At 73.1% G+C, this 19,228-nt stretch carries 18 protein-coding genes; 11 read left to right on the top strand and 7 right to left on the bottom strand.

Going from position 1 to position 19,228, the window contains the following annotated elements:
- Positions 1–310 precede the first annotated feature (310 nt).
- From ACSUPV_RS19435 to ACSUPV_RS19425, 3 genes are all read left to right on the top strand, one after another.
- A complete protein-coding gene (locus ACSUPV_RS19435; protein ID WP_436947924.1) occupies positions 311–2,521 on the top strand; it encodes an MMPL family transporter in 2,211 nt (736 codons plus the stop codon).
- A 110-nt stretch (positions 2,522–2,631) separates the two neighbouring features.
- The gene (locus tag ACSUPV_RS19430; protein WP_436947922.1) at positions 2,632–3,867 is read left to right on the top strand and encodes a sensor histidine kinase; all 1,236 of its coding nucleotides are present in this window, start codon (positions 2,632–2,634) and stop codon (positions 3,865–3,867) included.
- The gene (locus ACSUPV_RS19425; protein ID WP_359792852.1) at positions 3,864–4,541 is read left to right on the top strand and encodes a response regulator transcription factor; all 678 of its coding nucleotides are present in this window, start codon (positions 3,864–3,866) and stop codon (positions 4,539–4,541) included. The genes ACSUPV_RS19430 and ACSUPV_RS19425 overlap by 4 nt, the downstream gene beginning before the upstream one ends.
- A 62-nt stretch (positions 4,542–4,603) precedes the next feature.
- Here ACSUPV_RS19425 and ACSUPV_RS19420 read toward each other — a convergent pair whose 3' ends face one another.
- From ACSUPV_RS19420 to ACSUPV_RS19405, 4 genes are all read right to left on the bottom strand, one after another.
- Positions 4,604–5,764, bottom strand: coding sequence for a serine hydrolase domain-containing protein (locus ACSUPV_RS19420; protein WP_436947920.1), 1,161 nt, complete (start codon positions 5,762–5,764; stop codon positions 4,604–4,606).
- A gap of 137 nt (positions 5,765–5,901) precedes the next feature.
- Positions 5,902–6,573: a response regulator gene (locus ACSUPV_RS19415; protein WP_037762505.1), complete on the bottom strand. Its 672-nt coding sequence runs from the start codon at positions 6,571–6,573 to the stop codon at positions 5,902–5,904.
- Positions 6,570–7,766: a sensor histidine kinase gene (locus tag ACSUPV_RS19410; protein WP_436947918.1), complete on the bottom strand. Its 1,197-nt coding sequence runs from the start codon at positions 7,764–7,766 to the stop codon at positions 6,570–6,572. Before ACSUPV_RS19410 ends, ACSUPV_RS19415 begins: the two co-directional genes overlap by 4 nt.
- Before the next feature lie 117 nt (positions 7,767–7,883).
- The gene (locus ACSUPV_RS19405) at positions 7,884–8,267 is read right to left on the bottom strand and encodes an ArsR/SmtB family transcription factor (protein WP_037762502.1); all 384 of its coding nucleotides are present in this window, start codon (positions 8,265–8,267) and stop codon (positions 7,884–7,886) included.
- A gap of 98 nt (positions 8,268–8,365) precedes the next feature.
- Between ACSUPV_RS19405 and ACSUPV_RS19400 the strand changes: the two genes are divergently transcribed.
- Positions 8,366–9,649: an MFS transporter gene (locus ACSUPV_RS19400; RefSeq protein ID WP_359792846.1), complete on the top strand. Its 1,284-nt coding sequence runs from the start codon at positions 8,366–8,368 to the stop codon at positions 9,647–9,649.
- Between the two features lie 109 nt (positions 9,650–9,758).
- On the opposite strand, the gene ACSUPV_RS19395 is transcribed toward ACSUPV_RS19400, so the two are convergent.
- Positions 9,759–10,412 carry a ScbR family autoregulator-binding transcription factor gene (locus ACSUPV_RS19395; RefSeq protein ID WP_078650847.1) on the bottom strand — a complete coding sequence of 218 codons (654 nt, stop codon included), beginning with the start codon at positions 10,410–10,412 and terminating at the stop codon, positions 9,759–9,761.
- Between the two features lie 306 nt (positions 10,413–10,718).
- Here ACSUPV_RS19395 and ACSUPV_RS19390 point away from each other — a divergent pair, with 306 nt between their 5' ends.
- From ACSUPV_RS19390 to ACSUPV_RS19380, 3 genes are read left to right on the top strand one after another with little or no spacing between them, the layout of a single operon-like run.
- Positions 10,719–11,897, top strand: coding sequence for an AfsA-related hotdog domain-containing protein (locus tag ACSUPV_RS19390; RefSeq protein WP_436947915.1), 1,179 nt, complete (start codon positions 10,719–10,721; stop codon positions 11,895–11,897).
- Entirely contained in the window at positions 11,891–13,021 is a 1,131-nt protein-coding gene (locus tag ACSUPV_RS19385; protein ID WP_436947914.1) for an oxidoreductase, read from the top strand. The genes ACSUPV_RS19390 and ACSUPV_RS19385 overlap by 7 nt, the downstream gene beginning before the upstream one ends.
- Positions 13,018–13,698, top strand: a complete 681-nt coding sequence (locus tag ACSUPV_RS19380; protein WP_037762497.1) for an HAD family hydrolase — start codon at positions 13,018–13,020, stop codon at positions 13,696–13,698. Before ACSUPV_RS19385 ends, ACSUPV_RS19380 begins: the two co-directional genes overlap by 4 nt.
- A 56-nt stretch (positions 13,699–13,754) precedes the next feature.
- Here the strand turns inward: ACSUPV_RS19380 and ACSUPV_RS19375 are convergent, their stop codons facing one another.
- Positions 13,755–14,951, bottom strand: coding sequence for an epoxide hydrolase family protein (locus ACSUPV_RS19375; protein ID WP_031118005.1), 1,197 nt, complete (start codon positions 14,949–14,951; stop codon positions 13,755–13,757).
- 82 nt (positions 14,952–15,033) lie between these two features.
- On the opposite strand from ACSUPV_RS19375, the gene ACSUPV_RS19370 reads away from it, so the two are divergent.
- The 3 genes from ACSUPV_RS19370 to ACSUPV_RS19360 all read left to right on the top strand — a co-directional run bounded on the left by ACSUPV_RS19370 (position 15,034) and on the right by ACSUPV_RS19360 (position 17,590).
- A complete protein-coding gene (locus tag ACSUPV_RS19370; protein ID WP_037762494.1) occupies positions 15,034–15,609 on the top strand; it encodes a CGNR zinc finger domain-containing protein in 576 nt (191 codons plus the stop codon).
- 86 nt (positions 15,610–15,695) lie between these two features.
- Complete coding sequence (locus ACSUPV_RS19365; protein ID WP_436947913.1) at positions 15,696–16,373, top strand: VOC family protein; 678 nt, start codon at positions 15,696–15,698, stop codon at positions 16,371–16,373.
- 113 nt (positions 16,374–16,486) lie between these two features.
- Positions 16,487–17,590 carry a DUF4037 domain-containing protein gene (locus ACSUPV_RS19360; protein WP_436947912.1) on the top strand — a complete coding sequence of 368 codons (1,104 nt, stop codon included), beginning with the start codon at positions 16,487–16,489 and terminating at the stop codon, positions 17,588–17,590.
- A 79-nt stretch (positions 17,591–17,669) separates the two neighbouring features.
- On the opposite strand, the gene ACSUPV_RS19355 is transcribed toward ACSUPV_RS19360, so the two are convergent.
- The gene (locus ACSUPV_RS19355; RefSeq protein WP_359792831.1) at positions 17,670–18,194 is read right to left on the bottom strand and encodes an AAA family ATPase; all 525 of its coding nucleotides are present in this window, start codon (positions 18,192–18,194) and stop codon (positions 17,670–17,672) included.
- A gap of 231 nt (positions 18,195–18,425) precedes the next feature.
- On the opposite strand from ACSUPV_RS19355, the gene ACSUPV_RS19350 reads away from it, so the two are divergent.
- Positions 18,426–19,109, top strand: coding sequence for a TetR/AcrR family transcriptional regulator (locus ACSUPV_RS19350; RefSeq protein ID WP_051648844.1), 684 nt, complete (start codon positions 18,426–18,428; stop codon positions 19,107–19,109).
- Positions 19,110–19,228: the final 119 nt, after the last annotated feature.

Raw genomic sequence — 19,228 nt, 5'->3', positions numbered from 1 at the left:
TGCGGAAACCGGAGTCGCCGAAATGATCACCCGCCGGAGAGATCCGAAAATCCTCGGCAACAAAAAAGAGCGCTCGTCGACAAAGGTCGAAAGAGCACTCGAAGTCTCTGGGAACCAAAACTGCAACAACAAGCAAGGTAGCACAGGCCCGGGGCGAAGTCAGGGGAATGTCGTACCCGCGGTGGACCCGCACGCCCCCGCGTACTGCGATCCGAGTACCGGAGATTGTCGGCAGCCGCACGACGACGGGACGGCCCGCTCACGGAGACGCTTGGCGGACGATCGACACCAGATGTGGAGACCTCCTGCCGTGGCTACTTTCCTGTATCGAGTGGGCCGACTGGCCTTCCGGCGACGCTGGTACGTCGCCCTGGTCTGGGCGGCCGTCCTGGCCGCCGTGGGGCTGGGCGCCCTCAAGGCGCCGGGGGCCGTGGACGAGGAGTTCTCGATGCCCGGCATCGAGTCCCAGAAGGCGTTCGACCTCATGGAGGAGCGCTTCCCCGGAGCCACCGCCGACGGCGCGACCGCCCGGGTCGTGTTCATCGCGCCGGGCGGCGAGAAGGTCACCGCCGCCGGGAACAAGCAGGCCATCGAGCAGGCCGTCGGCGAGCTGGGCGACGGCACGCAGGTCGCGAGCGCCGTCGACCCGTTCCAGGCGAAGACGATCAGCAAGGACGGCTCGACCGCCTTCGCGACCGTCACCTACAAGGTCGGCGCCAACGACCTCACCGACGCCAGCCGCACCCACCTGGAGCACGCCATCGACCAGGCCCGGGACTCCGGGCTGACCGTCGAGGCCGGCGGCACCGCGCTGGCCGAGGAGGGCGGGCCGGGCGGCATGGCCGAGGTGATCGGCGTCGCGATCGCCGCCGTCGTACTGCTCATCACCTTCGGCTCGCTGGCCGCGGCCGGGCTGCCCCTGCTGACCGCCGTCATAGGCGTCGGCGTCAGCATGGCCACGATCCTCGCCCTGTCGAGCGCCCTCGGCCTGTCCACCACCACCGGCACCCTCGCGATGATGCTGGGCCTCGCCGTCGGCATCGACTACGCCCTGTTCGTCGTCTCCCGGTACCGGGAGGAGCGCGCCAAGGGCCGCACGCCCCAGGAGGCGACCGGGCTGGCCGTCGGCACGGCCGGGTCCGCGGTCGTGTTCGCCGGACTCACCGTCGTCATCGCGCTCGCCGGGCTCGCCGTCGTCGGCATCCCGATGCTCACCAAGATGGGCCTGGCCGCCGCGGGCGCGGTCGTCCTCGCCGTGCTGATCGCGCTGACCCTCGTCCCGGCGTTCCTCGGCTTCTGGCCGAACGCCGTGCTCACCCGCAAGGCCCGCAAGCGCGGCCGGATCGAGGAGGGCACCGAGGCCAACGGCGGCACCCGCTGGGCCCGGTTCGTGCTGCGCCGCCCCCTGCCCGTCCTCCTCCTCGGCGTCGTCGGCCTGGGCGCCCTCGCCCTGCCCGCGACCGACCTCCAGCTGGGCATGCCCGGGGACGAGGCCAAGCCGACCTCCACCACCGAGCGCCGGGCCTACGACGCGCTCGCCGAGGGCTTCGGGCCGGGTTTCAACGGGCCGCTGACCATCGTCGTGGACGGCAAGGGCGCCGCCGACCCCGAGGCCGCCGCCGACACGATCGCGAAGGAGATCGGCGCCACCAAGGGCGTGGTGTCCGTCTCCCCGGCCCGCTTCAACGCCGCCGGTGACACCGCCGTCTTCTCGGTGGTGCCGTCCACCGCGCCGACCGACGAGAAGACCAAGGACCTGGTGACGACCATCCGGGGCGAGCGGCCCGGCATCGAGTCGGACAGCGGCGCGACCTACGAGGTCACCGGCACCACCGCGATGAACATCGACATCGCCGAGAAGGTGCAGGCCGCGCTGGTCCCGTACCTGATCGTGGTGGTCGGCCTGGCGATCGTGCTGCTGCTGGTGGTCTTCCGGTCGCTGCTCGTTCCGCTGAAGGCGGCGCTCGGGTTCCTGCTGTCGGTGCTGGCCTCCCTCGGCGCGGTCGTCGTGGTCTTCCAGCAGGGCCACGGGGCGGAACTCCTCGGCGTGGAGCAGACCGGCCCGATCATGAGCCTGATGCCGATCTTCCTGGTGGGCATCGTCTTCGGCCTCGCGATGGACTACGAGGTGTTCCTCGTCTCCCGGATGCGGGAGGCCTACGTCCACGGCGAGACGCCCGACAAGGCCGTCACGTCCGGGTTCCGGCACAGCGCCCGGGTGGTCGTGGCCGCCGCCCTGATCATGATCGCGGTGTTCGCCGGGTTCATCGGCGAGAGCGACTCCATGATCAAGATGATCGGGTTCGGGCTCGCCTCGGCCGTCCTGTTCGACGCGTTCGTCGTCCGGATGGCGATCGTGCCGGCCGTCCTCGCCCTGCTCGGCGACAAGGCGTGGTGGCTGCCGAAGTGGCTCGACCGGCTGCTGCCCCGCGTCGACGTGGAGGGCGAGGCGCTCAGCCGCCGGCCGGAGACGGACCCGGCCCCGCGGTCCGCACCCGACCTGGAGCCGGCCCGCACCTGAGGAACCCCCACCCCCAGGGCCGCCCGTGGCGAAGGACACGGGCGGCCCCTCGGGCGTTCCGACCCGACGTCGACCACGATGGATCCAGCCCATCGACCCGGAGAACCCCCATGTCCCTCACCCCGGAGCGGCGCTACGCCGATCGCCTGGAGGAGTTCACCGACCGCCACGCCTTCCTCGTCGACCTGATCATGGTCCTGGCCCTGATGGGCTGCGCGACGCTCGGCGGTTCGCTCACCCTGCCCAACGCGGACCCGCCCGACCAGGACAAGACCGCCACCGTCCTCATGGGCATCTCCTGCCTCTCTCTGATCAAGCACCGCACGCACCCCCGCACCGGCGTCGTCGTCACCGCGATCTGCACCGTCACCGCGGTCAAGGTCGGCTACCTGGTCACGCCCCTGCTGCTGGCGCCGATCATGGCGGCGCTGTACTGGCTGGCCACGCTCACCGACCGCCGGACCACCCGCGTCTACGGCCTCACCACGATGCTGGCGGTGACGGTCGCGGCCGTCTTCGCCGACTCCATGAACCACCTGTCGCTGCTGCTGAGGGCGATGGGCCCGGTCTTCTGGCTGATGCTGCCGCTCGCCGCCGGCCGCGGGACCCGGGCCAGGCGCGGCTATCTCAAGGCCGTGCAGGCCCGGGCCGAGCACGCCGAGCGGACCCGTGAGGAGGAGGCCCGGCTGCGCGTCACCGAGGAACGGGTGCGCATCGCCCGGGAGCTCCACGACGTGGTGGCCCACCACATGGCCCTGGCCAACGCCCAGGCCGGCACGGCCGCCCACCTGGCCCTCACCAACCCCGAGCAGACCAAGAAGATCCTCACCGACCTGACCGGGACCACGTCCTCCGCGCTGCGGGAGCTGAAGGCCGCGCTGGGCCTGCTGCGGCAGGACGACGACGCCCCCGGCGCGCCGCCGCTGGAGCCGTCCCCCGGCCTGGCGCGGCTGCCCGAGCTGGTCTCGGCGTGCGAGTCGGCGGGCCTGGCGGTCACCGTCACCACGGAGGGCGAGCGGCAGCCGCTGTCGCCCGGCGTCGACCTGACCGCGTACCGGATCGTGCAGGAGGCCCTGACCAACGTCAGCAAGCACGCCGCCGCCGAGTCCGCCCACGTGCGCCTGGAGTACACCGGGTCGCGGCTGCTGCTCACGGTCACCAACGACGGTCCCAGCAAGCCGGGGGCCGCCCCGGGGCGCGGCTTCGGCGTCATGGGCATGCGCGAACGGGCCCAGTCCATCGGCGGCGAGCTGTGCGCGGGCCCCCGCCCCCAGGGCGGCTTCGAGGTCACCACCGCGCTGCCGCTGCAACCCGCCACCCACCTCGCGGAAGGAACGACACCATGAGCATCCGGGTGCTGCTCGCCGACGACCAGGCCCTGCTGCGGGCCACGTTCCGGATCCTCATCGACTCCTGCGCGGACATGGAGGTGGTCGCCGAGGCCTCCGACGGCGCGGAGGCGGTGGAGCTGACCCGGACCCACCGCCCGGACATCGTCCTCATGGACATCCGCATGCCCGGCACCGACGGCCTGACCGCCACTTCCACGCTGTGCGCCGACCCGGAGCTGTCCGCCACCCGCGTGCTGATCCTGACCACGTTCGAGACCGAGGACTACGTCGCCCAGGCCCTGCGCGCCGGCGCCAGCGGGTTCCTCGGCAAGGACGTCACCGCGGACACCCTGCTGACCGGCCTGCGCACCGTGGCCTCGGGCGAGGCCCTCCTCTCGCCCGTCGCCACCCGCTCCCTCATCAGCCGCTTCCTCACGGCACCGGCCCCCGGCACGCACCTGGCGCCGCCGGAGCGCCTCGCCGACCTCACGGTCCGGGAGCGCGAGGTGATGGCCCTGGCGGCGGAGGGGCGCTCCAACACCGAGATCGCCGAGGACCTCACGCTCAGCCCGCTGACCGTACGCACCCACATCCACCGGGCCATGACCAAGCTGGGCGCCCGGGACCGGGCCCAACTGGTCGTCATCGCCTACCAGACGGGCCTGGTCCGGGCGACGCCCCCGGCGTGAGGGCGGGGCTGCGGACCGCTGGGGCAGGAACGGGGCTGCGGCCCACTGGGGCACGGCGGGGGCTACGGCCGGCCGTACACCGCCACCATGATGTCCTCCGCCACCTCGTTCATGTCCCGGCCCTTGGCGTCCGTGGAGTTGACGCTGTACACGAGCGTGCGCGCGCCGTCCCGGGTGGCGGCGACGGCCGTGTTGTACCCCCAGCGCCCGCCCGTCTTGCCCCAGACCTCGCGCCCGCCCAGCACCTTCATGGAGAGGCCGGCGGAGTGGGCGGCCGGCTCGCCGCTCGGGAAATCGGTCACCTTCGGCAGGGTGAACATCTCCTCCAGCAGCGGGCCGCGCACGAGGCGTCCCTCGAACAGGGCGTGCGTGAACCGCTCCAGGTCCGCCGTCGTGGAGACGAGGTCCCCGGCCGCCCACGCGTCCGTCGCCCCCCACACGGACACGTCGCGCAGCCCGAGCGTCCCGTCGTCCAGCCGCATCCGCTGGTAGCCGTGGTTGTGCGGCCCGACGATGCGCGGGTTCGTGCCCGGGTAGTACGTGTCGCGCAGCCCCAGCGGCCTCAGCACCCGGCGGGCGACCTGGCGTTCGTAGGTGTCGCCGGTGACGCGCTCGATGACGAGGCCGGCGATCTGGTAGCCGATGTTGAGGTAGTGCTGCCGCGTGCCCGGCGCGAACTCGGGCTTCTTCGACGTCGCCGAGCGGACCAGGTCGCGGGTGTCGTGGACCTGGAAGCGGTTCGCGTACCACTCCTCGACGGTGGTCCCGGGGAGGTCCGGCGCGGGGATGCCGTGCGTGTGGTCGAGGAGCTGCCGGACGGTCACGGTCCCGTACGAGGCCGGGATCAGCTCCGGCAGGTACGAGCGGGCGCTGCGGTCGAGGTCCAGCCGGCCTTCGGCGGCCAGTTGCAGGGCGACCGCCGCGGTGAAGACCTTGGTGACGGACCCGGCGCGGAAGCGGCCGGCCGGATCGGCCGGGCGGCCGGTCCGCAGGTCGTGCACGCCCGAACGGCCCCGCCGGACGCCGTCCTTGCCCCCGACCCGCACGAGTGCCGCCGTCGCGTCGGCGTGGGGGAGCCCGGCGAGGGCGGCGTCGAGGGCCGGGTTCGGGGATTGCGCGGCGGACGACGCGGCCGGGGCCGAGGCGGCGGCCGGCAGCGCGGACGGGCCCGCCGTCACCCCTGCGACGAGCGCGGCGACGAGCAGGCAGGTACGGGCCTTCATGGTCAACTCCAGGGGCGGCAGGCGTCGTTGTGGACGGCTCCATCCTCCGGACCGGGGACGGCACGCGGATCGCCCCGACGGGCGGTTCCGGCCGGCCGGTTCCTCGCCGGTGCGGGGGAGGCACCGGCCCGGGCCGCTCACCCGGGCGGGGGATCCCCGGCCGTGACCAGGCCCGTCTCGTACGCGCAGATCACGGCCTGGATGCGGTCCCGCAGGCCCAGCTTCGCGAGGACGTTGCCGACGTGCGTCTTGACCGTGTGGTCGCTGACCACCAGCTCGGCGGCGATCTCGGCGTTGGACAGGCCGCGCGCGAGCAGCAGCAGCGTCTGCCTCTCCCGTGCGGTCAGCACGTCCAGGCGGGGGTCGGGCCGGCGCGGGCGGGCGGCGGCGGGCCGGGTGTACTGCTCCACCAGGCGCCGGGCCACGGACGGCGCGAGCAGCGAGTCGCCACGGGCGACGACCCGCACCGCGTGCACCAGGTCGTCCCGCCGGACGTCCTTCAGCAGGAAGCCGCTCGCGCCCGCGTGCAGCGCCTCGTAGACGTACTCGTCGGAGTCGAACGTCGTCAGCATCACCGTCCGGCAGTCGCCCGCCGCGCCGATCGCACGGCAGGCCTCGATCCCGTCCAGGCGCGGCATCCGGATGTCGAGGAGCGCCACGTCCGGCGCGTGCCGCCGCACCGCGTCGACCGCCGCCGCCCCGTCGCCCGCCTCCGCGACGACCTCGATGTCCGGCTGGACGTCCAGGATCAGCGCGAAGCCGCTGCGCACCAGCTCCTGGTCGTCCGCCACCACGACCCGGATCGTCACGACCCCGCCTCCACCGCGCGCGGGGCCGGCTGCCGGTGCTCCGCGAAGGCCGGTACGGGAATCCGTACCCGCACCTCGAACCCGCGCCCGTCCGGCCCCGGCCCGGCGACCGCGCTGCCGCCGTGGGCCGTCGCCCGCTCCCGGACACCGACCAGCCCGTGCCCGCCGGCACCGGGCGCGGGGCGCGGCCCGCGCCCGTCATCCGTCACCCGGACCTCCAACTCATCTTCTCTGTAGTCCAGTTGAACGGACACGGTACGGGCGGCGGCGTGCCGAACGGTGTTCGTCAGCGCCTCCTGGACCACCCGGAAGACGGTGGCGGCGACCGCGTCCGGCACCGGCCGGGCGCGGCCCGTCGTCCCGTACCCGACGGCGAGACCGCTGTCCCGCACCCGGTCGAGGAGGGCGGGCAGTTCGCCGAGCCCGGGCTGCGGGGCGCGCGGGGAGCCGCCGGGCTCCTCCCCGTCGCGCAGCACCCCCAGCATCCGGCGCAGCTGGGCCATGGCGTCCCGTCCGGTGGCGGAGATCGCGTCGAAGGCGGCCTCGGCCCGCTCCGGCGCGACCCGCACCGCGACCGGACCGGCCTCCGCCTGCACGATCATCAGGCTCACCGCGTGGGAGAGGATGTCGTGCATCTCCCGCGCGATCCGGGCCCGTTCCCGCGCGGCGGCCCGCTCGGCCTCGACCCGGTGCGCGCGCCGGCGGACGTCGGTCAGCCGCCCGAAGACGTAGGCGGCGACCAGGACGAAGAAGGAGAAGGTCAGTTCCCGCGCGGACCGCGTGTTCAGCCACACGCCCACGGGCACCGCGACGACCATGACCAGCGCGGCGAGGAGCCGCCTGCGCGGGGGCGACAGCGCGGCAATCGTGTACACGACCACGAGTCCGGTGTACGGCAGCGGCTGCCCGGGCCCGTCCAAGGTCAGCCGGTACAGCGCGGTGGTGGCCAGCACCGCGAACAGCACGGCCACGGGGGCGCGCCGCCGCCACGCCAGGGGCAGCACGGTGAGGGTGCTCAGCCCGTACGCCGCCCAGGTCGCGGGCGGTGCCCCGGGTGCGCGCGGCACGAGGAACGGCATGGTCATCGCGCCCTGGACGAGCAGCGCGACGCCGATGTCACTCAGGAGCGGATTGGCCGCCGCAAGGGCCCGTCCCCGCTCCCACCACTCCCACGGCCCCCCGCGTACGCCCATGGCGACTCACGACCCCCGTCCCGTGCCGGCTGACAACGGAACCGTAAGGGACGCGCCCCCGGCGACCCGGCGACCCGGCGACCCGGCGGAACGCGGACGCCGGGTGCGGGCGTCCGTTCAGGCCGTGTCCGGCGGGGTCCACGCCGCCACCAGGCCAAGCAGGCCCGGGAAGCGGGCATCGAGGTCGGCGACCCGGACGTGACTGCGGCGTTCCAGGCCGTACTGGCGCTGGCGGGTGACGCCGGCCTCGCGCAGGGCCTTGAAGTGGTGGGTGAGGGAGGACTTGGGGCGGTCGAGGCCGAACCAGCCGCAGGAGTGGTCGAACGCCTCGGACTCCAGCAGCAGTTTCTGCACGATCCGCAGGCGCAGCGGGTCGCTCAGCGCGCCCAGCACCGTCTCCAGCCGCAGGTCCTCCACCGCCGGCTCGGGCAGCGGTTCCGGCAGGTCGTCCGGCTCCGGCACGACCTTGATGACCGGCGCCTCTCGCACCGTCGCAGACATAGGCCACTCCCTATAACCCGAATCCTATGTACGAGTTTAATCGTACTGCATGCTAAGTTCGAATGGACTCGTACTGAGCTTGCCCGGAGGGAGCACCCATGTCGGAGAGTCAGACCGTGTCCGCCGAGGCGGTGGACGCACAGCAACGCCCCGCGGCCCCCGCACCACCGGAGCCGGACGCACCGGCGCGGTCCGAGCGCCGTACGCCCACCTGGTGGGTGTGGCTGGCGGCGTGGCCCGTCACCGCCGTCTTCGTGCTGTCCAACGCGGCGACCCCGCTGTACGTGCTGTGGCAGCGCGACATCGGGTTCTCCAAGGGCACCCTGACCGTCGTCTTCGCGCTCTACATCGTCGGGCTGCTCGGCTCGCTGCTGGTCTCGGGCGTCGTCTCCGACCGGCTGGGCCGCAAGCCCGTGCTGCTGCCCGCCCTCGGCCTCGCCCTCGCCGCCTGCGCGATCTTCGCGACCGCCACGACGGTCGCCGCGCTGATCATCGCCCGGCTGTTCACCGGCATCGCCGTCGGCGCCGTCGTCTCCGCCGGCATGGCGGCCGTGACGGACGTGGCGGGCCCGGAGCGCAAGCGGCTCGCCGCGCTACTGGCCTCCTGCGCCATGGTCTTCGGGGCCGGCCTCGGCCCGCTGCTCGCCGGCCTGCTGTCCGAGACGCTCCCGGCCCCCACCGTGACCGTCTTCGTCGTCGAGGCCGTCCTGCTGGCCACGGCCGTCCTCGCCGTGCTGCGCATGCCCGTGCGCCGTCCCGCCGCCCGCGGCAAGGGCGCCTGGGTGCGCGTGCCCGGCGTGCCGCACGGCAACGGCATCCATCTCGCCCTGGGCATCGCGGTGTTCGCGCCCGGCATCACCGCCACGTCCTTCGTGCTGTCGCTCGGCCCGACCCTGCTGACCGAACTGCTCGGCACCACCAGCCGGATCGTCTCCGGGGCCATGGCGTTCGTCATGTTCCTCGCCGCCACCGGCGTCCAGTTCGCCGTGCAGAAGCTGCGCCGGCGCACCATCCTGACCGCCGGCGCCATCAGCACCACCCTCAGCATGGGCGCGCTGATCGCCGCCGTGCACGCCTCGTCGGTCGCCCTGCTCGTCGCCTCCGCCCTGCTCGCCGGGGCCGGCCAGGGCATGGGCCAGCTCGGCGGCCTGTCGCTGCTCAACTCCACCGTCCCGGCGCAGCGGCTCGCCGAGGCCAACGCCGCGCTGAACGTGGGCGGTTACATCCCGGCCGGCCTGCTGCCGGTGTCCACCGGCTACCTCATGGACGCCGTGGGCCTGCCCACCGGGGCGACCATCTTCGGCACCGTCCTGATGGGTCTGGCCGTCATCGGCGGCATCGTCGTCCTCACCGGCCACCGCCGGGTGCCCGAGCCGGCGTGACGCCACGGCGGGACCGCCGGACCCCCGTGGACCGGCGTGGCGGTGCTCCGCGGCCCACACCGCAGAGCACCGCCACGCACGGTTCCGGCCGCCGGACCCCGGCGCCGCCTCAGTGCGCCCGGATGGCGTGGAAGAGCAGCTCGCTCGTCTCCGCCCAGCGCTCCACCACGTCCGCCCGCCCCTGGAGCACGTCCGAGATGTGCTGGGCCCCGAAGAACGCCGAGACGAGCGACCGCGCCGCCGCGTCCGGCGCGACCCCCTCCCGCAGCAGGCCCTGATCCCGCGCCGCGACGAGCAGGGAGGCCAGCAGATCGGTCCAGTCGACGTACGGCGTCGGCAGCTCGGCGTCGATGTGCGGACGCTCTATCTGCAACCGCGCCCCCGCCTGGACGACGATGTCGTCCCGGAACGCCACCGCCGTCCGCGCCAGCAGCTGCTCGGCGGTCTCCAGCGGCCCGAAGCCCTCCGCCAGGACCTCCTCGAGGAGCGCCGGCCAGCGGGCGTAGTGCTCCTCCACCACCGCCACCGCCAGCGCCTCCTTGGAGGGGTAGTGGAAGTAGACCGCCCCCTTGGTCATCTCCATGCGGTCGGCCACGTCCTTGACCGACGTGTGGCGGAACCCGTGCTGCGCGAACAGCTCGGACGCCGCCCTGAGCACCAGCAGCCTGGTGCGCGCGGACCGCTCCTGCTTGGGGTCCGGCCCCCTGCGGGTGACGAACTTCCTCGACGCGAACGCGGCGATGGCTGGCTGGGGCTCGGGCATGGTCGGTTCCTCTGACTCGGCGGCCTCGGCCGGCGCGGGCGGGGGGTGTGCGGCCAGGGCAGGCTGAATCATTCCGGCCGTACTGGCTCAAAACAATTCTCGGCACGATACCTTCTGGAAGGTATCTTTTTCCGCGTCGCTTGCCCGTGAACGACGGGACCATAGCGGGCCCACTCCCGCTTCCGCGACCCGGAAGGGAACAGAATCTTGCACCGCGTACCGTCCCCCGCCGCTCCGCCGGACCCCGAAACCTCCCGGCGTCCCGGCGACCGACTCCGCCACGACCGCCGCGTACCCCGCGAAACCGTGCACAAGTCCGCCACCGCGGAAGTGCTCCTGACCGACGCACAGCACCTGGGCGGCGACCGGTACGCGGTCGCGGCCCGCTGGCACCGCGACCGCTTCATCGAGGGGGGCGGGCTCGTCGACCGGGACGACCTCGTCGACTCGGATGCCCTCGTCGATTCGGACGCCCTCGCCGTTCCGCTCGACGGCCGCACCCTGGACCCCGTCCTGCTGGCCGAGACGGCACGGCAGGCGGCGATCCACCTCTCCCACCGCTTCCACGACATCCCCCTCGGACACCCCTTCGTCCTCGGCGAGATCTCCGTCGAACTCGACGAGACGCTGCCGGCGTTGACCGACGCGGTGCTGGAGACGCACTGCCGGCGCGCCGCCGGGCACCCCCGCCGCGCCTGTCTGGAGCTGGACGCGACGGTCCGGGCGACGGTCCGGGCGGCGGGCCGGGAGGCGGGCCGGGCGGCGGGCCGGGCACGGGTGCGCTGGGAGGCCATGGAGCCACGCCGGTACGCCCTGCTCCGCACGCGGGGCGCGACGGCGTCCGGGCCCGCCGACCCGGGAGTGGACGGTGCTGTCGCGCTGTCACCGGCCCTGCTCGGGCTGCGGCAGGACCGCGACGTGCTCCTCGCCGCCGACGCCGGGCGGTCCGGCCGGTGGTGGCTGCGGCTGGACCCGGGCCACCCGGTCCTCTTCGACCACCCCTCGGACCACATACCGGGCATGGCCCTCGTCGAGGCGTTCCGCCAGGCGGCCGGTCTCACCGCGGTCGCGCGCGGTGCCGTCGCCCCCGACCGCGTACGCGATGTCAGCGCGCTGACCGTCGAGTTCACGTCCTTCGGCGAGCCGGACCTGCCGGTCGCGATCACGGTGGAACCGGCGGGCACGGCGGGGGCTGGGGGCGCGGCGGAAGCCGGGGCCACGGCGGAACCCGGGGGCACGGCGGGGCCCCGGGGCACGGGGGCGCCCCGGGGCATGGGGGCGCCGGAGGACGTGGCGGAGCCCGTGCGCGCGACGGAGCCCAGGGAGCCGGGGAAGCCGACGGAGCCGGGGAAGCCGGGGGAGCCGTGCGGCGGTCCCGCCGCCCTCCTGCTGACCGCCACGCAGGGGGACCGCACGCTCGCCCAGGCCCGGATACGGTGCGGGACGACGGGCCGCGCCCGCCGCCGGACGGGGATCGCATGCTGACCGGCGAGTCCACGCGCACCGAGGCCGGGGTCGTCCCGCGCGACCTCACGGCCCTGAGGGAGACCGCCCGCCGGGACGCCGCCCTCGCGGAGGAACGGCGGGTCCTCGCCGCCGACACCGTCGCCGCCCTGACCCGCGCGGGCTTCCCGCGCCACTTCGTACCCCGTGAACTGGGCGGCGCGGCAGGGGAGTTCGCCCCGCTCGTGGCCGGCGCGGCCGCCGTGGGGGAGGAGTGCGCCGCCACGGCCTGGTGCGCCGCGCTGTTCGCCGCGCACGGCCGGCTGGCCGCCTACCTCCCGCCCGAGGGGCGGCACGAGGTGTGGGCCGACGGCCCGGACGCGCGGATCGCCGCCGCGGTCGTACCGCCCCAGGGCGAGGCCACGGCGGTCGACGGCGGCTGGCGTCTCGACGGCGCGTGGCGCCCGGCCAGCGGGGTCGACCACGCGGACTGGGTCCTGCTCGCCGCGTGGACGCACGGCACGCAGGGACGGGAACACCGCGTCCTCGCCGTCCCCCGCTCCCAGGTGACCGTGGTGGACACCTGGCACACCTCGGGCCTGCGGGGCACCGGCAGCAACACCGTGCGCTGCGCGGGCGTGGTCGTACCGCGGGACCGGACGTTCACACTGGACGTCCTGCTGCGGCCGCAACCCGGCGCGGCCCGCTGCCACACCGTGCCGTACCCCATGGTCGCCGCGCTGATGTTCGCCGCCCCTCTGCTCGGCGTCGCCCGGGGCGCGTTGCGCGCCTGGACGGGCGAGCGGATCGGGGCGGAGCGGCCGCACCCCGCGACGCACACCGTGCTGGCACAGGCCTCCGCGCGGATCCACACCGCCGGCCTGCTGCTCGACGGCGCGGCGGAACGGGCCGACCGGGCGAGGATCACGCCCCTCACGGTGGCGGAGAACCGCCGGGACGCCACCACCGCGGCCACGCTGTGCCGGGAGGCGGTCGACGCCCTGTTCCACGCGTCCGGGCTGCGCGCCCAGTCCCCCGACAGCGCCGTCCAGCGCGCATGGCGGGACGCCACGGCCCTCGCGGCCCACGCCGCACTGGACCCCGACGCCGCGGCCCGCTCGTACGCGGAAGCGGTGCTGTCCCCGACGGGAGGCGCCGCGGCATGAGCGCATCGCCTCCCGTCCCGGTCGCGTTCTTCGACGTCGACGAGACCCTGCTCGCCACGAAGAGCCTCCTCGACTTCTGGGACTTCTGGACGGCTTCGGAGGAGGCCGGGCCGCTCCCCGCGACCCCACCCGCTCCCCGCCCCGCCCGGGTTCCGGCCGACCGGTCGCGGCTCAACCGCGACTACTACCGGCGCTACACCGGCGTCCCCCTGCGGACCCTGCGCACCGCCGCCCACCGCTGGTACGCCTCCTACCGCCGGGGCGAGCGGGCGTTCGTGACGGCCGGACTCGACGCCCTCGCCCGGCACCGGGCCCTCGGGCACGAGGTCGTGCTGGTGTCCGGCTCCCTGCGCCCCGTCGTCGACGCCGTCGCCGCGGACCTCGGGGCCACCGCCGTACGGTGCGCCGCCCAGGCCGTCACGGCGGACGGCGTGCTGACCGGGGACATCGACCGCCCGATGATCGGCCGGGCCAAGGCCGACGCGGTCGAGGCGTTCCTCGCCGAGCGCGGCGGCCGGGCCGCCGACTGCCACGCCTACGGGGACCACGACAGCGACCTGCCCATGCTGCGCGCGGTCGGCCACCCGGTCGTGGTCGGCGGCTCCCCCGCCCTGCGGGACGAGGCCGCCCGCCTCGGCTGGCCGACCCTCTCCGGAGCCCGGGGCAAGCGGTCTTGACCCCGGTCGCCGGTCGTCGGTCGCCGGTCAGCGAGTGCCGGGCAGCCGAGCCGCGTTCACCGACGTGCGGCCAGCACCGCCGCGAGGCCCTCCCGCAGATCCCTGACGAAGTACCCGGGAACCTCCAGTGACGGGAAATGCCCCCCGCGCTCGGGTGACCTCCACCGGACGATCTGCCGGTACCGCTCCTGCGCCCAGGGGCGCGGACACTTCTCGATGTCGCGGGGATACATCGTGATCGCCGACGGGACGTCGACCCGGAGTTCGGGATCCAGCGAGGCGTGGCTCTCGTAGTAGATGCGGGCCGCCGACGCACCGGTCCGCGTCAGCCAGTACAGGGTGACGTCGTCGAGGATCCTGTCCATGGAGATCGTCTCGAACGGGCTGTCCTCGGTGTCCGACCACTCGGCGAACTTGTCGAGGATCCAGGCGAGGAGGCCGACCGGCGAATCGACGAGCGAGTAGCCGATGGTCTGCGGCCGGGTCGCCTGCTGCTTCGCGTACGCCGCGCGCCGGCTCCAGAAGTCGCGGGTCTCCTCGGTCCACTCGCGCTCGACCGCCGTCAGCCCGTCCGTCGTCAACCCGGGCGGTGCCTCCGCGAACGTCGAGTGGATGCCGAGAACGTGGTCCGGGAACCTGCCGCCGAGAACGGTGGTGATGTTCCCTCCCCAGTCGCCGCCGTGGGCCAGGAACTCGCGGTAGCCGAGCCTGCCCATCAGTTCGACCCACGCGGCGGCGATCTTCTCGGTTCCCCACCCGGTGGCGGCGGGCCTGTCGCTGTAACCGAAGCCGGGCAGCGACGGAACCACGACGTGGAACGCGGGCGCGTCCCCGTCCTTCGGATCCGCCAGTTCGTCCACCACATCGACGAACTCGGCGATGCTGCCCGGCCAGCCGTGCGTCAGGACCAGCGGAGTGGCGTCCGCGCGCGCGGACCGGCGGTGCAGGAAATGGATCCCCAGACCATCGATGGTCGTACGGAACTGGCCGATACGGGCAAGGCGCTCCTCGAACGTCCGCCAGTTGTACCCGTCGCGCCAGTAGTTCACGACGTCGACGAGGTCGGCGAGCGGAACGCCCTGGTCCCACCGGCGAGGACCGGGCGCGGCGCGGTGGACCGTCTCCGTCTCCGGCAGTCGCGCCGCGGCCAGCCGCGCGCGCAGATCGTCGAGGTCGGCATCAGTCGCGCGGGCTTCGAACGCTTGCACATCTGCTTGCACGTCTGCGTACACGTCGCTGGTCGGACGGGGCATGAGGCCTCCTGGCCATAGCGGAACCGGCTAAGACGGTTCTAACACCCCGGCGCGGCAGCGGGCAACCGGCTAAGGTGGTTCCATGTGTCCTGCGTTCCCTGACTTCCGCCTCGGCAGCGTGCTGGCGACGAGCTTCACGGGGACCCTGTCGGAGCGCCACGGCCATCCCGTGGAGCGCATCCCCACGCCACAGCGACTCGTCGACTGGCTGGCCGTATACGGCCTCGCCGTGGACTCCTGCACCAGCGCACAGCTCGACCTCGCCCGGGAACTGAGGGAGTCGATCCACGCCGCCGCGACCGCGGCCGCGCTCCAGGAGGCACTTCCCGCGTCCGCCGTCCGCGTCATCAACGACCGCAGCGTTCAGGGCCGGGCCGCGGCGATCCTGACGCCCGAGGGGGAGCGACGGTGGAGGTTCGGCTCGGCTTCCGCCGTGGAGGACGCCCTCGGCGTGATCGCCGCCGATGCGATCGGCATCATCGCGGGCGAACGAGACGGAAGACTGGCCCTGTGCGCGTCACCAACCTGCCGAGCCGCCTTCTTCGACACCAGCCGAAGCCGCACGCGCAGATGGTGCGACATGAACACGTGCGGCAACCGCGAGAAGAAGGCCCGCTTCAACGCCAGCCACCGCAAACGCCCCGCATCACCGGAATGACTTCCGTCTCCGCCCGGGGACCCTCGAAAATCTGATCTGCGACGCTGCTTGACTCTCGGGCGACCCGAGACTCGCACAATGGTCCCGTGCTGAGCATCGGGAGCTTCTCCCTGGTCACCGGTCTGTCGATCACCGCGCTGCGGCATTACGACGACGTCGGGCTGCTGAAACCCGCCTATGTCGACCCCGACACCGGATACCGGCGGTACCGGCCCGACCAGGTGGACGAGGCGCGTCTGTACGCGACGTTGCGCCGTCTCCAGGTTCCCGTCGATGCCATGCGCGCGGTACGCGAACGCGGCGTCGGCGCGGTGCTTGCCGAGCACCGTGAACGCCTGCGAGCCGGAGCCGAAGCGCTGGCCGAGCTCATCGACACCGTCGATCGCTACATGGAGAAGGGGCTACCCGTGAAGACCCGCCGCATCAGCCAGGTCACGATCGTGGTCGACGACCTGCCTGCGTCGATCGCGTTCTACCGCGACGCCTTCGACGCCGCCTACCACGAGGAGATCAGCTCCTTCCAGTTCGGCACCTACCCTGACGACGACTTCTTCCTCCTGACGGTGGCCAACCCCGCGTCACACCCGTGGGCCGGCGGGCCGGCCAAATTCGGCCTGGGCGTCGACGACATCGACGCCGCACACGCGCGTGCGCTCGCCGCCGGCGCCGTTGAGATCGGGGCACCGGTCGACAGGCCCTGGAAGCCACGGTCGTCGACCGTGCAGGACCCCGGCGGCAACCACATCGACCTGTACCAGGCGTGAGCCCGAGGTTGTGTGTGAGCTACGAAGTGATCCGGCTCCACGGGTGAGCGAGCGGGGCCGGCAGGGCGGATATCCGGTGGCCTCGGGCTGTGCAGGTCCAGCACGGTTGGGTTATGACGATCTCCGGGGCCCCGTTCACGCCTGGCATCGAGTTGTCCGAGGTCTTGTACGAGGAGGCGGTGGAACCGATCCTCCGGGATGCGTTTCCCGGGCTGCGTCACGCGGCTGCTCGGATCGGTAGCGGCTCCGAGGTGCTGGGCTTCGACACACCGCGGTCGGCCGATCATGAATGGGGCCCGCGACTCGAGATCTTCCTGACGGCCGAGGACCGGGCTCGGCACGGTGCTGCGGTCCGCCGCACCCTGGCCGAGAGACTGCCCAAGGAAATTCGGGGCTGGCCCACCCACTTCCAGGAGAGTGACGACCCGCTGGACCCGGTCGGGCGTATGCGGTCGACCGACGGCCCGGTAAACCACCGCGTAGACGTGCACGACGTGGACGGATGGCTGACCGAACGGCTCGGAGTGCGTTCGGCCGGTGCAGGACCGACCACGCGTGAATGGCTGGCGATGCCGCAGCAGCGGCTCGCCGAGACCACCGGCGGAGCCGTGTTCCACGATGGGCTCGGCACTCTCACCGACGTCCGTCGACGGCTGGCCTGGTACCCGGACCAGGTGTGGCGGTATCTGCTGGCTTGCCAGTGGCAGCGCGTCTCGCAGGAAGAAGCGTTCGTGGGACGGTGCGCGGAAGTCGGCGACGACATCGGTTCGGCCGTCGTGGCCGCTCGGCTGGTTCGCGATCTCATGCGCCTGTGCCTGTTGCTGGAGCGCCGCTACGCCCCCTACAGCAAGTGGCTGGGCAGTGCCTTCGGGCAGCTTCCCGCGGCCGAGTCGCTCAAGCCGGCTCTCCGGGGTGCACTGGCCGCGACGGATTTCCGGACCCGGGAGGCACATCTGTGTGATGCCTATGAGGGTGTCGCCGCTCTTCAGAACGCGTCGGGGCTCCACAGACCCGTGGACCCGAAGCGGCGGCCCTACCACTCGCGCCCGTTCCAGGTTCTGCGCGCTGAGCGTTTCGCGCAGGCGCTCGCGGAGACGGTCACGGACCGGGACCTTCGGAGGTTGGCGCTCGTGGGAAGCGTGGACCAGTGGGCCGACAGCACTGATCTCCTCGACCAGCCCCGAGCCATTCAGGCCGCAGCACACGCTCTCGAATGACCTGGCGATCCGACGACGTGCCCTGTTCGGAGTGCATGCGCGGCTGCGTTGCTGGGCGGCACCGAGGTCGGCCGGACCGTCACGCGAGCGATGGCCAGCGGTCGGCGGCCCACTCCGGCCAGCCCGACCACCCGGGAGGCGGACCTCCCACCTCATGTCCATCGAGTTCCGTGGCGTCGGGCTCCTCGAACAGCGTCCTCCAGTGTGCGAGGTCCGCCTCGCTCATCGCGAAGGTCTGACCAGGGCTGGTCGACTGGCGGTGGGCGACCCGAGCACGCTGGGTCTCATGGTCCACCGGCACGTACACGAGCCGGCAGGACGCGCCCACGGACCTCACCAACCAGCGGATCGCGGACCTCTCGTCACGAGACCAGCAACCGAAATCCAGGACCACGTTCGTTCCCAGCTTCAGTGCCTCCAGACCCACCCAGAGCAGCCGTCCTTCCAGCACGTCGCGCTTCCCGGCCGGCTGCGGATCGCCGAACAGCGGGAGCATCCACTCATCCGGCGTCAGCCGCAGCGCGTTGTGCTCCTTCGCCAACAGCCGAGCCCTCGTGGTCTTTCCGGCCCCGGGCAGGCCGACCGTCAGGAACAACGTCGTCACGCCCAGACCTTGTCACAAAGGCTTCGGTCCTGTGCTTGTGGATCGTCCTGTCGAAGCCGACGGGCCGGCCGCCCCCACCTTCACGACCGGTCGACCTCCCCGTTCCGCCGCAGGCCAACGGCATGATCCGGCCGTCTCAGGCACCTGATGTACGGCCGACTTTCCCCTCCTCGGAGCAATCCTTCCCAAGGGTATGTTTGTGCTCTCGATCAAGACCGGAGGGCACCCCGCATGGCCAAACAGGAAAGGGCGCTGCGCACGCGTGAGAAGGTGCTGGACGCCGCGGCCGAGGAGTTCGCGGCGCAGGGATACGCCAAGGCCACGCTGAACGACGTGGCGCGGCGGACGGGGATGACCAAAGGGGCCCTCTACGGACACTTCCCGTCCAAGGAGATCCTCGCCGGGACCCTGCTCGCCCAGTCCCGCGTGGCGTGGGAGGAGTTGCGGCACACCCGGGACCGGCCGGGCACCGCGGCGCGGGCGGTGCTGGAGGAACTGGTCCTGGAGCTCGCCCGGCGCCTGGGGTCGGACATCCGGCTCCGCGCGGCCCTCCGGCTGGCGACCGACCTGCCCTGCCTGGCACGCGCGACCCCCGACCTCTTCGAGGACGTCCGGAGCCACCTCGTCGGCCTCGTCCGCCGGGCGCAGCAGGAGGGCGCCATGGCCCCCTATCCGCCGGAACTCGTCGGGGAGTTGCTGCTCACCTCGCTGCACGGCGTGCTGCACGCCTCGCAGTGCGACGACCGGCACGGCAGCGCCCCCACGCGGGAGGCGGTGTGGCGGCTGCTGCTCGACGCGCTCGCCGGGGAGCGCGGAGACGGACATGGAGACCGCCATGGAGACGGCCGTGGAGAGGGCCATGGGGGCGGCCATGGAGGCGGCCGCGGAGGCGACCGCGACATGGCCGGGCGATGAGGGTGCCGTTTCGGACACGTAAAAAATACCATCCCGAAGGAATTTTCTGTCATGATGAGGTCGTCCCGGTCCGCCGGGCCGCTCGCCGCCCGGCCGCCGGCCGGTCCGCGGAGGCGGTC

This window comes from Streptomyces sp. SudanB52_2052, from assembly GCF_964272415.1.
Classification (GTDB): domain Bacteria; phylum Actinomycetota; class Actinomycetes; order Streptomycetales; family Streptomycetaceae; genus Streptomyces; species Streptomyces olindensis.
This window is presented reverse-complemented; position numbering and strand designations above follow the sequence as displayed.

Bases quoted from the DNA above. Each gene is read 5' to 3' on its own strand.
- ACSUPV_RS19430 (WP_436947922.1), top strand. From the start codon at position 2,632: ATGTCCCTCACCCCGGAGCGGCGCTACGCCGATCGCCTGGAGGAGTTC.
- ACSUPV_RS19425 (WP_359792852.1), top strand. From the start codon at position 3,864: ATGAGCATCCGGGTGCTGCTCGCCGACGACCAGGCCCTGCTGCGGGCC.
- ACSUPV_RS19420 (WP_436947920.1), bottom strand. From the start codon at position 5,764: ATGAAGGCCCGTACCTGCCTGCTCGTCGCCGCGCTCGTCGCAGGGGTG.
- ACSUPV_RS19410 (WP_436947918.1), bottom strand. From the start codon at position 7,766: ATGGGCGTACGCGGGGGGCCGTGGGAGTGGTGGGAGCGGGGACGGGCC.
- ACSUPV_RS19405 (WP_037762502.1), bottom strand. From the start codon at position 8,267: ATGTCTGCGACGGTGCGAGAGGCGCCGGTCATCAAGGTCGTGCCGGAG.
- ACSUPV_RS19400 (WP_359792846.1), top strand. From the start codon at position 8,366: ATGTCGGAGAGTCAGACCGTGTCCGCCGAGGCGGTGGACGCACAGCAA.
- ACSUPV_RS19395 (WP_078650847.1), bottom strand. From the start codon at position 10,412: ATGCCCGAGCCCCAGCCAGCCATCGCCGCGTTCGCGTCGAGGAAGTTC.
- ACSUPV_RS19385 (WP_436947914.1), top strand. From the start codon at position 11,891: ATGCTGACCGGCGAGTCCACGCGCACCGAGGCCGGGGTCGTCCCGCGC.
- ACSUPV_RS19380 (WP_037762497.1), top strand. From the start codon at position 13,018: ATGAGCGCATCGCCTCCCGTCCCGGTCGCGTTCTTCGACGTCGACGAG.
- ACSUPV_RS19375 (WP_031118005.1), bottom strand. From the start codon at position 14,951: ATGCCCCGTCCGACCAGCGACGTGTACGCAGACGTGCAAGCAGATGTG.
- ACSUPV_RS19370 (WP_037762494.1), top strand. From the start codon at position 15,034: ATGTGTCCTGCGTTCCCTGACTTCCGCCTCGGCAGCGTGCTGGCGACG.
- ACSUPV_RS19360 (WP_436947912.1), top strand. From the start codon at position 16,487: ATGACGATCTCCGGGGCCCCGTTCACGCCTGGCATCGAGTTGTCCGAG.
- ACSUPV_RS19350 (WP_051648844.1), top strand. From the start codon at position 18,426: ATGGCCAAACAGGAAAGGGCGCTGCGCACGCGTGAGAAGGTGCTGGAC.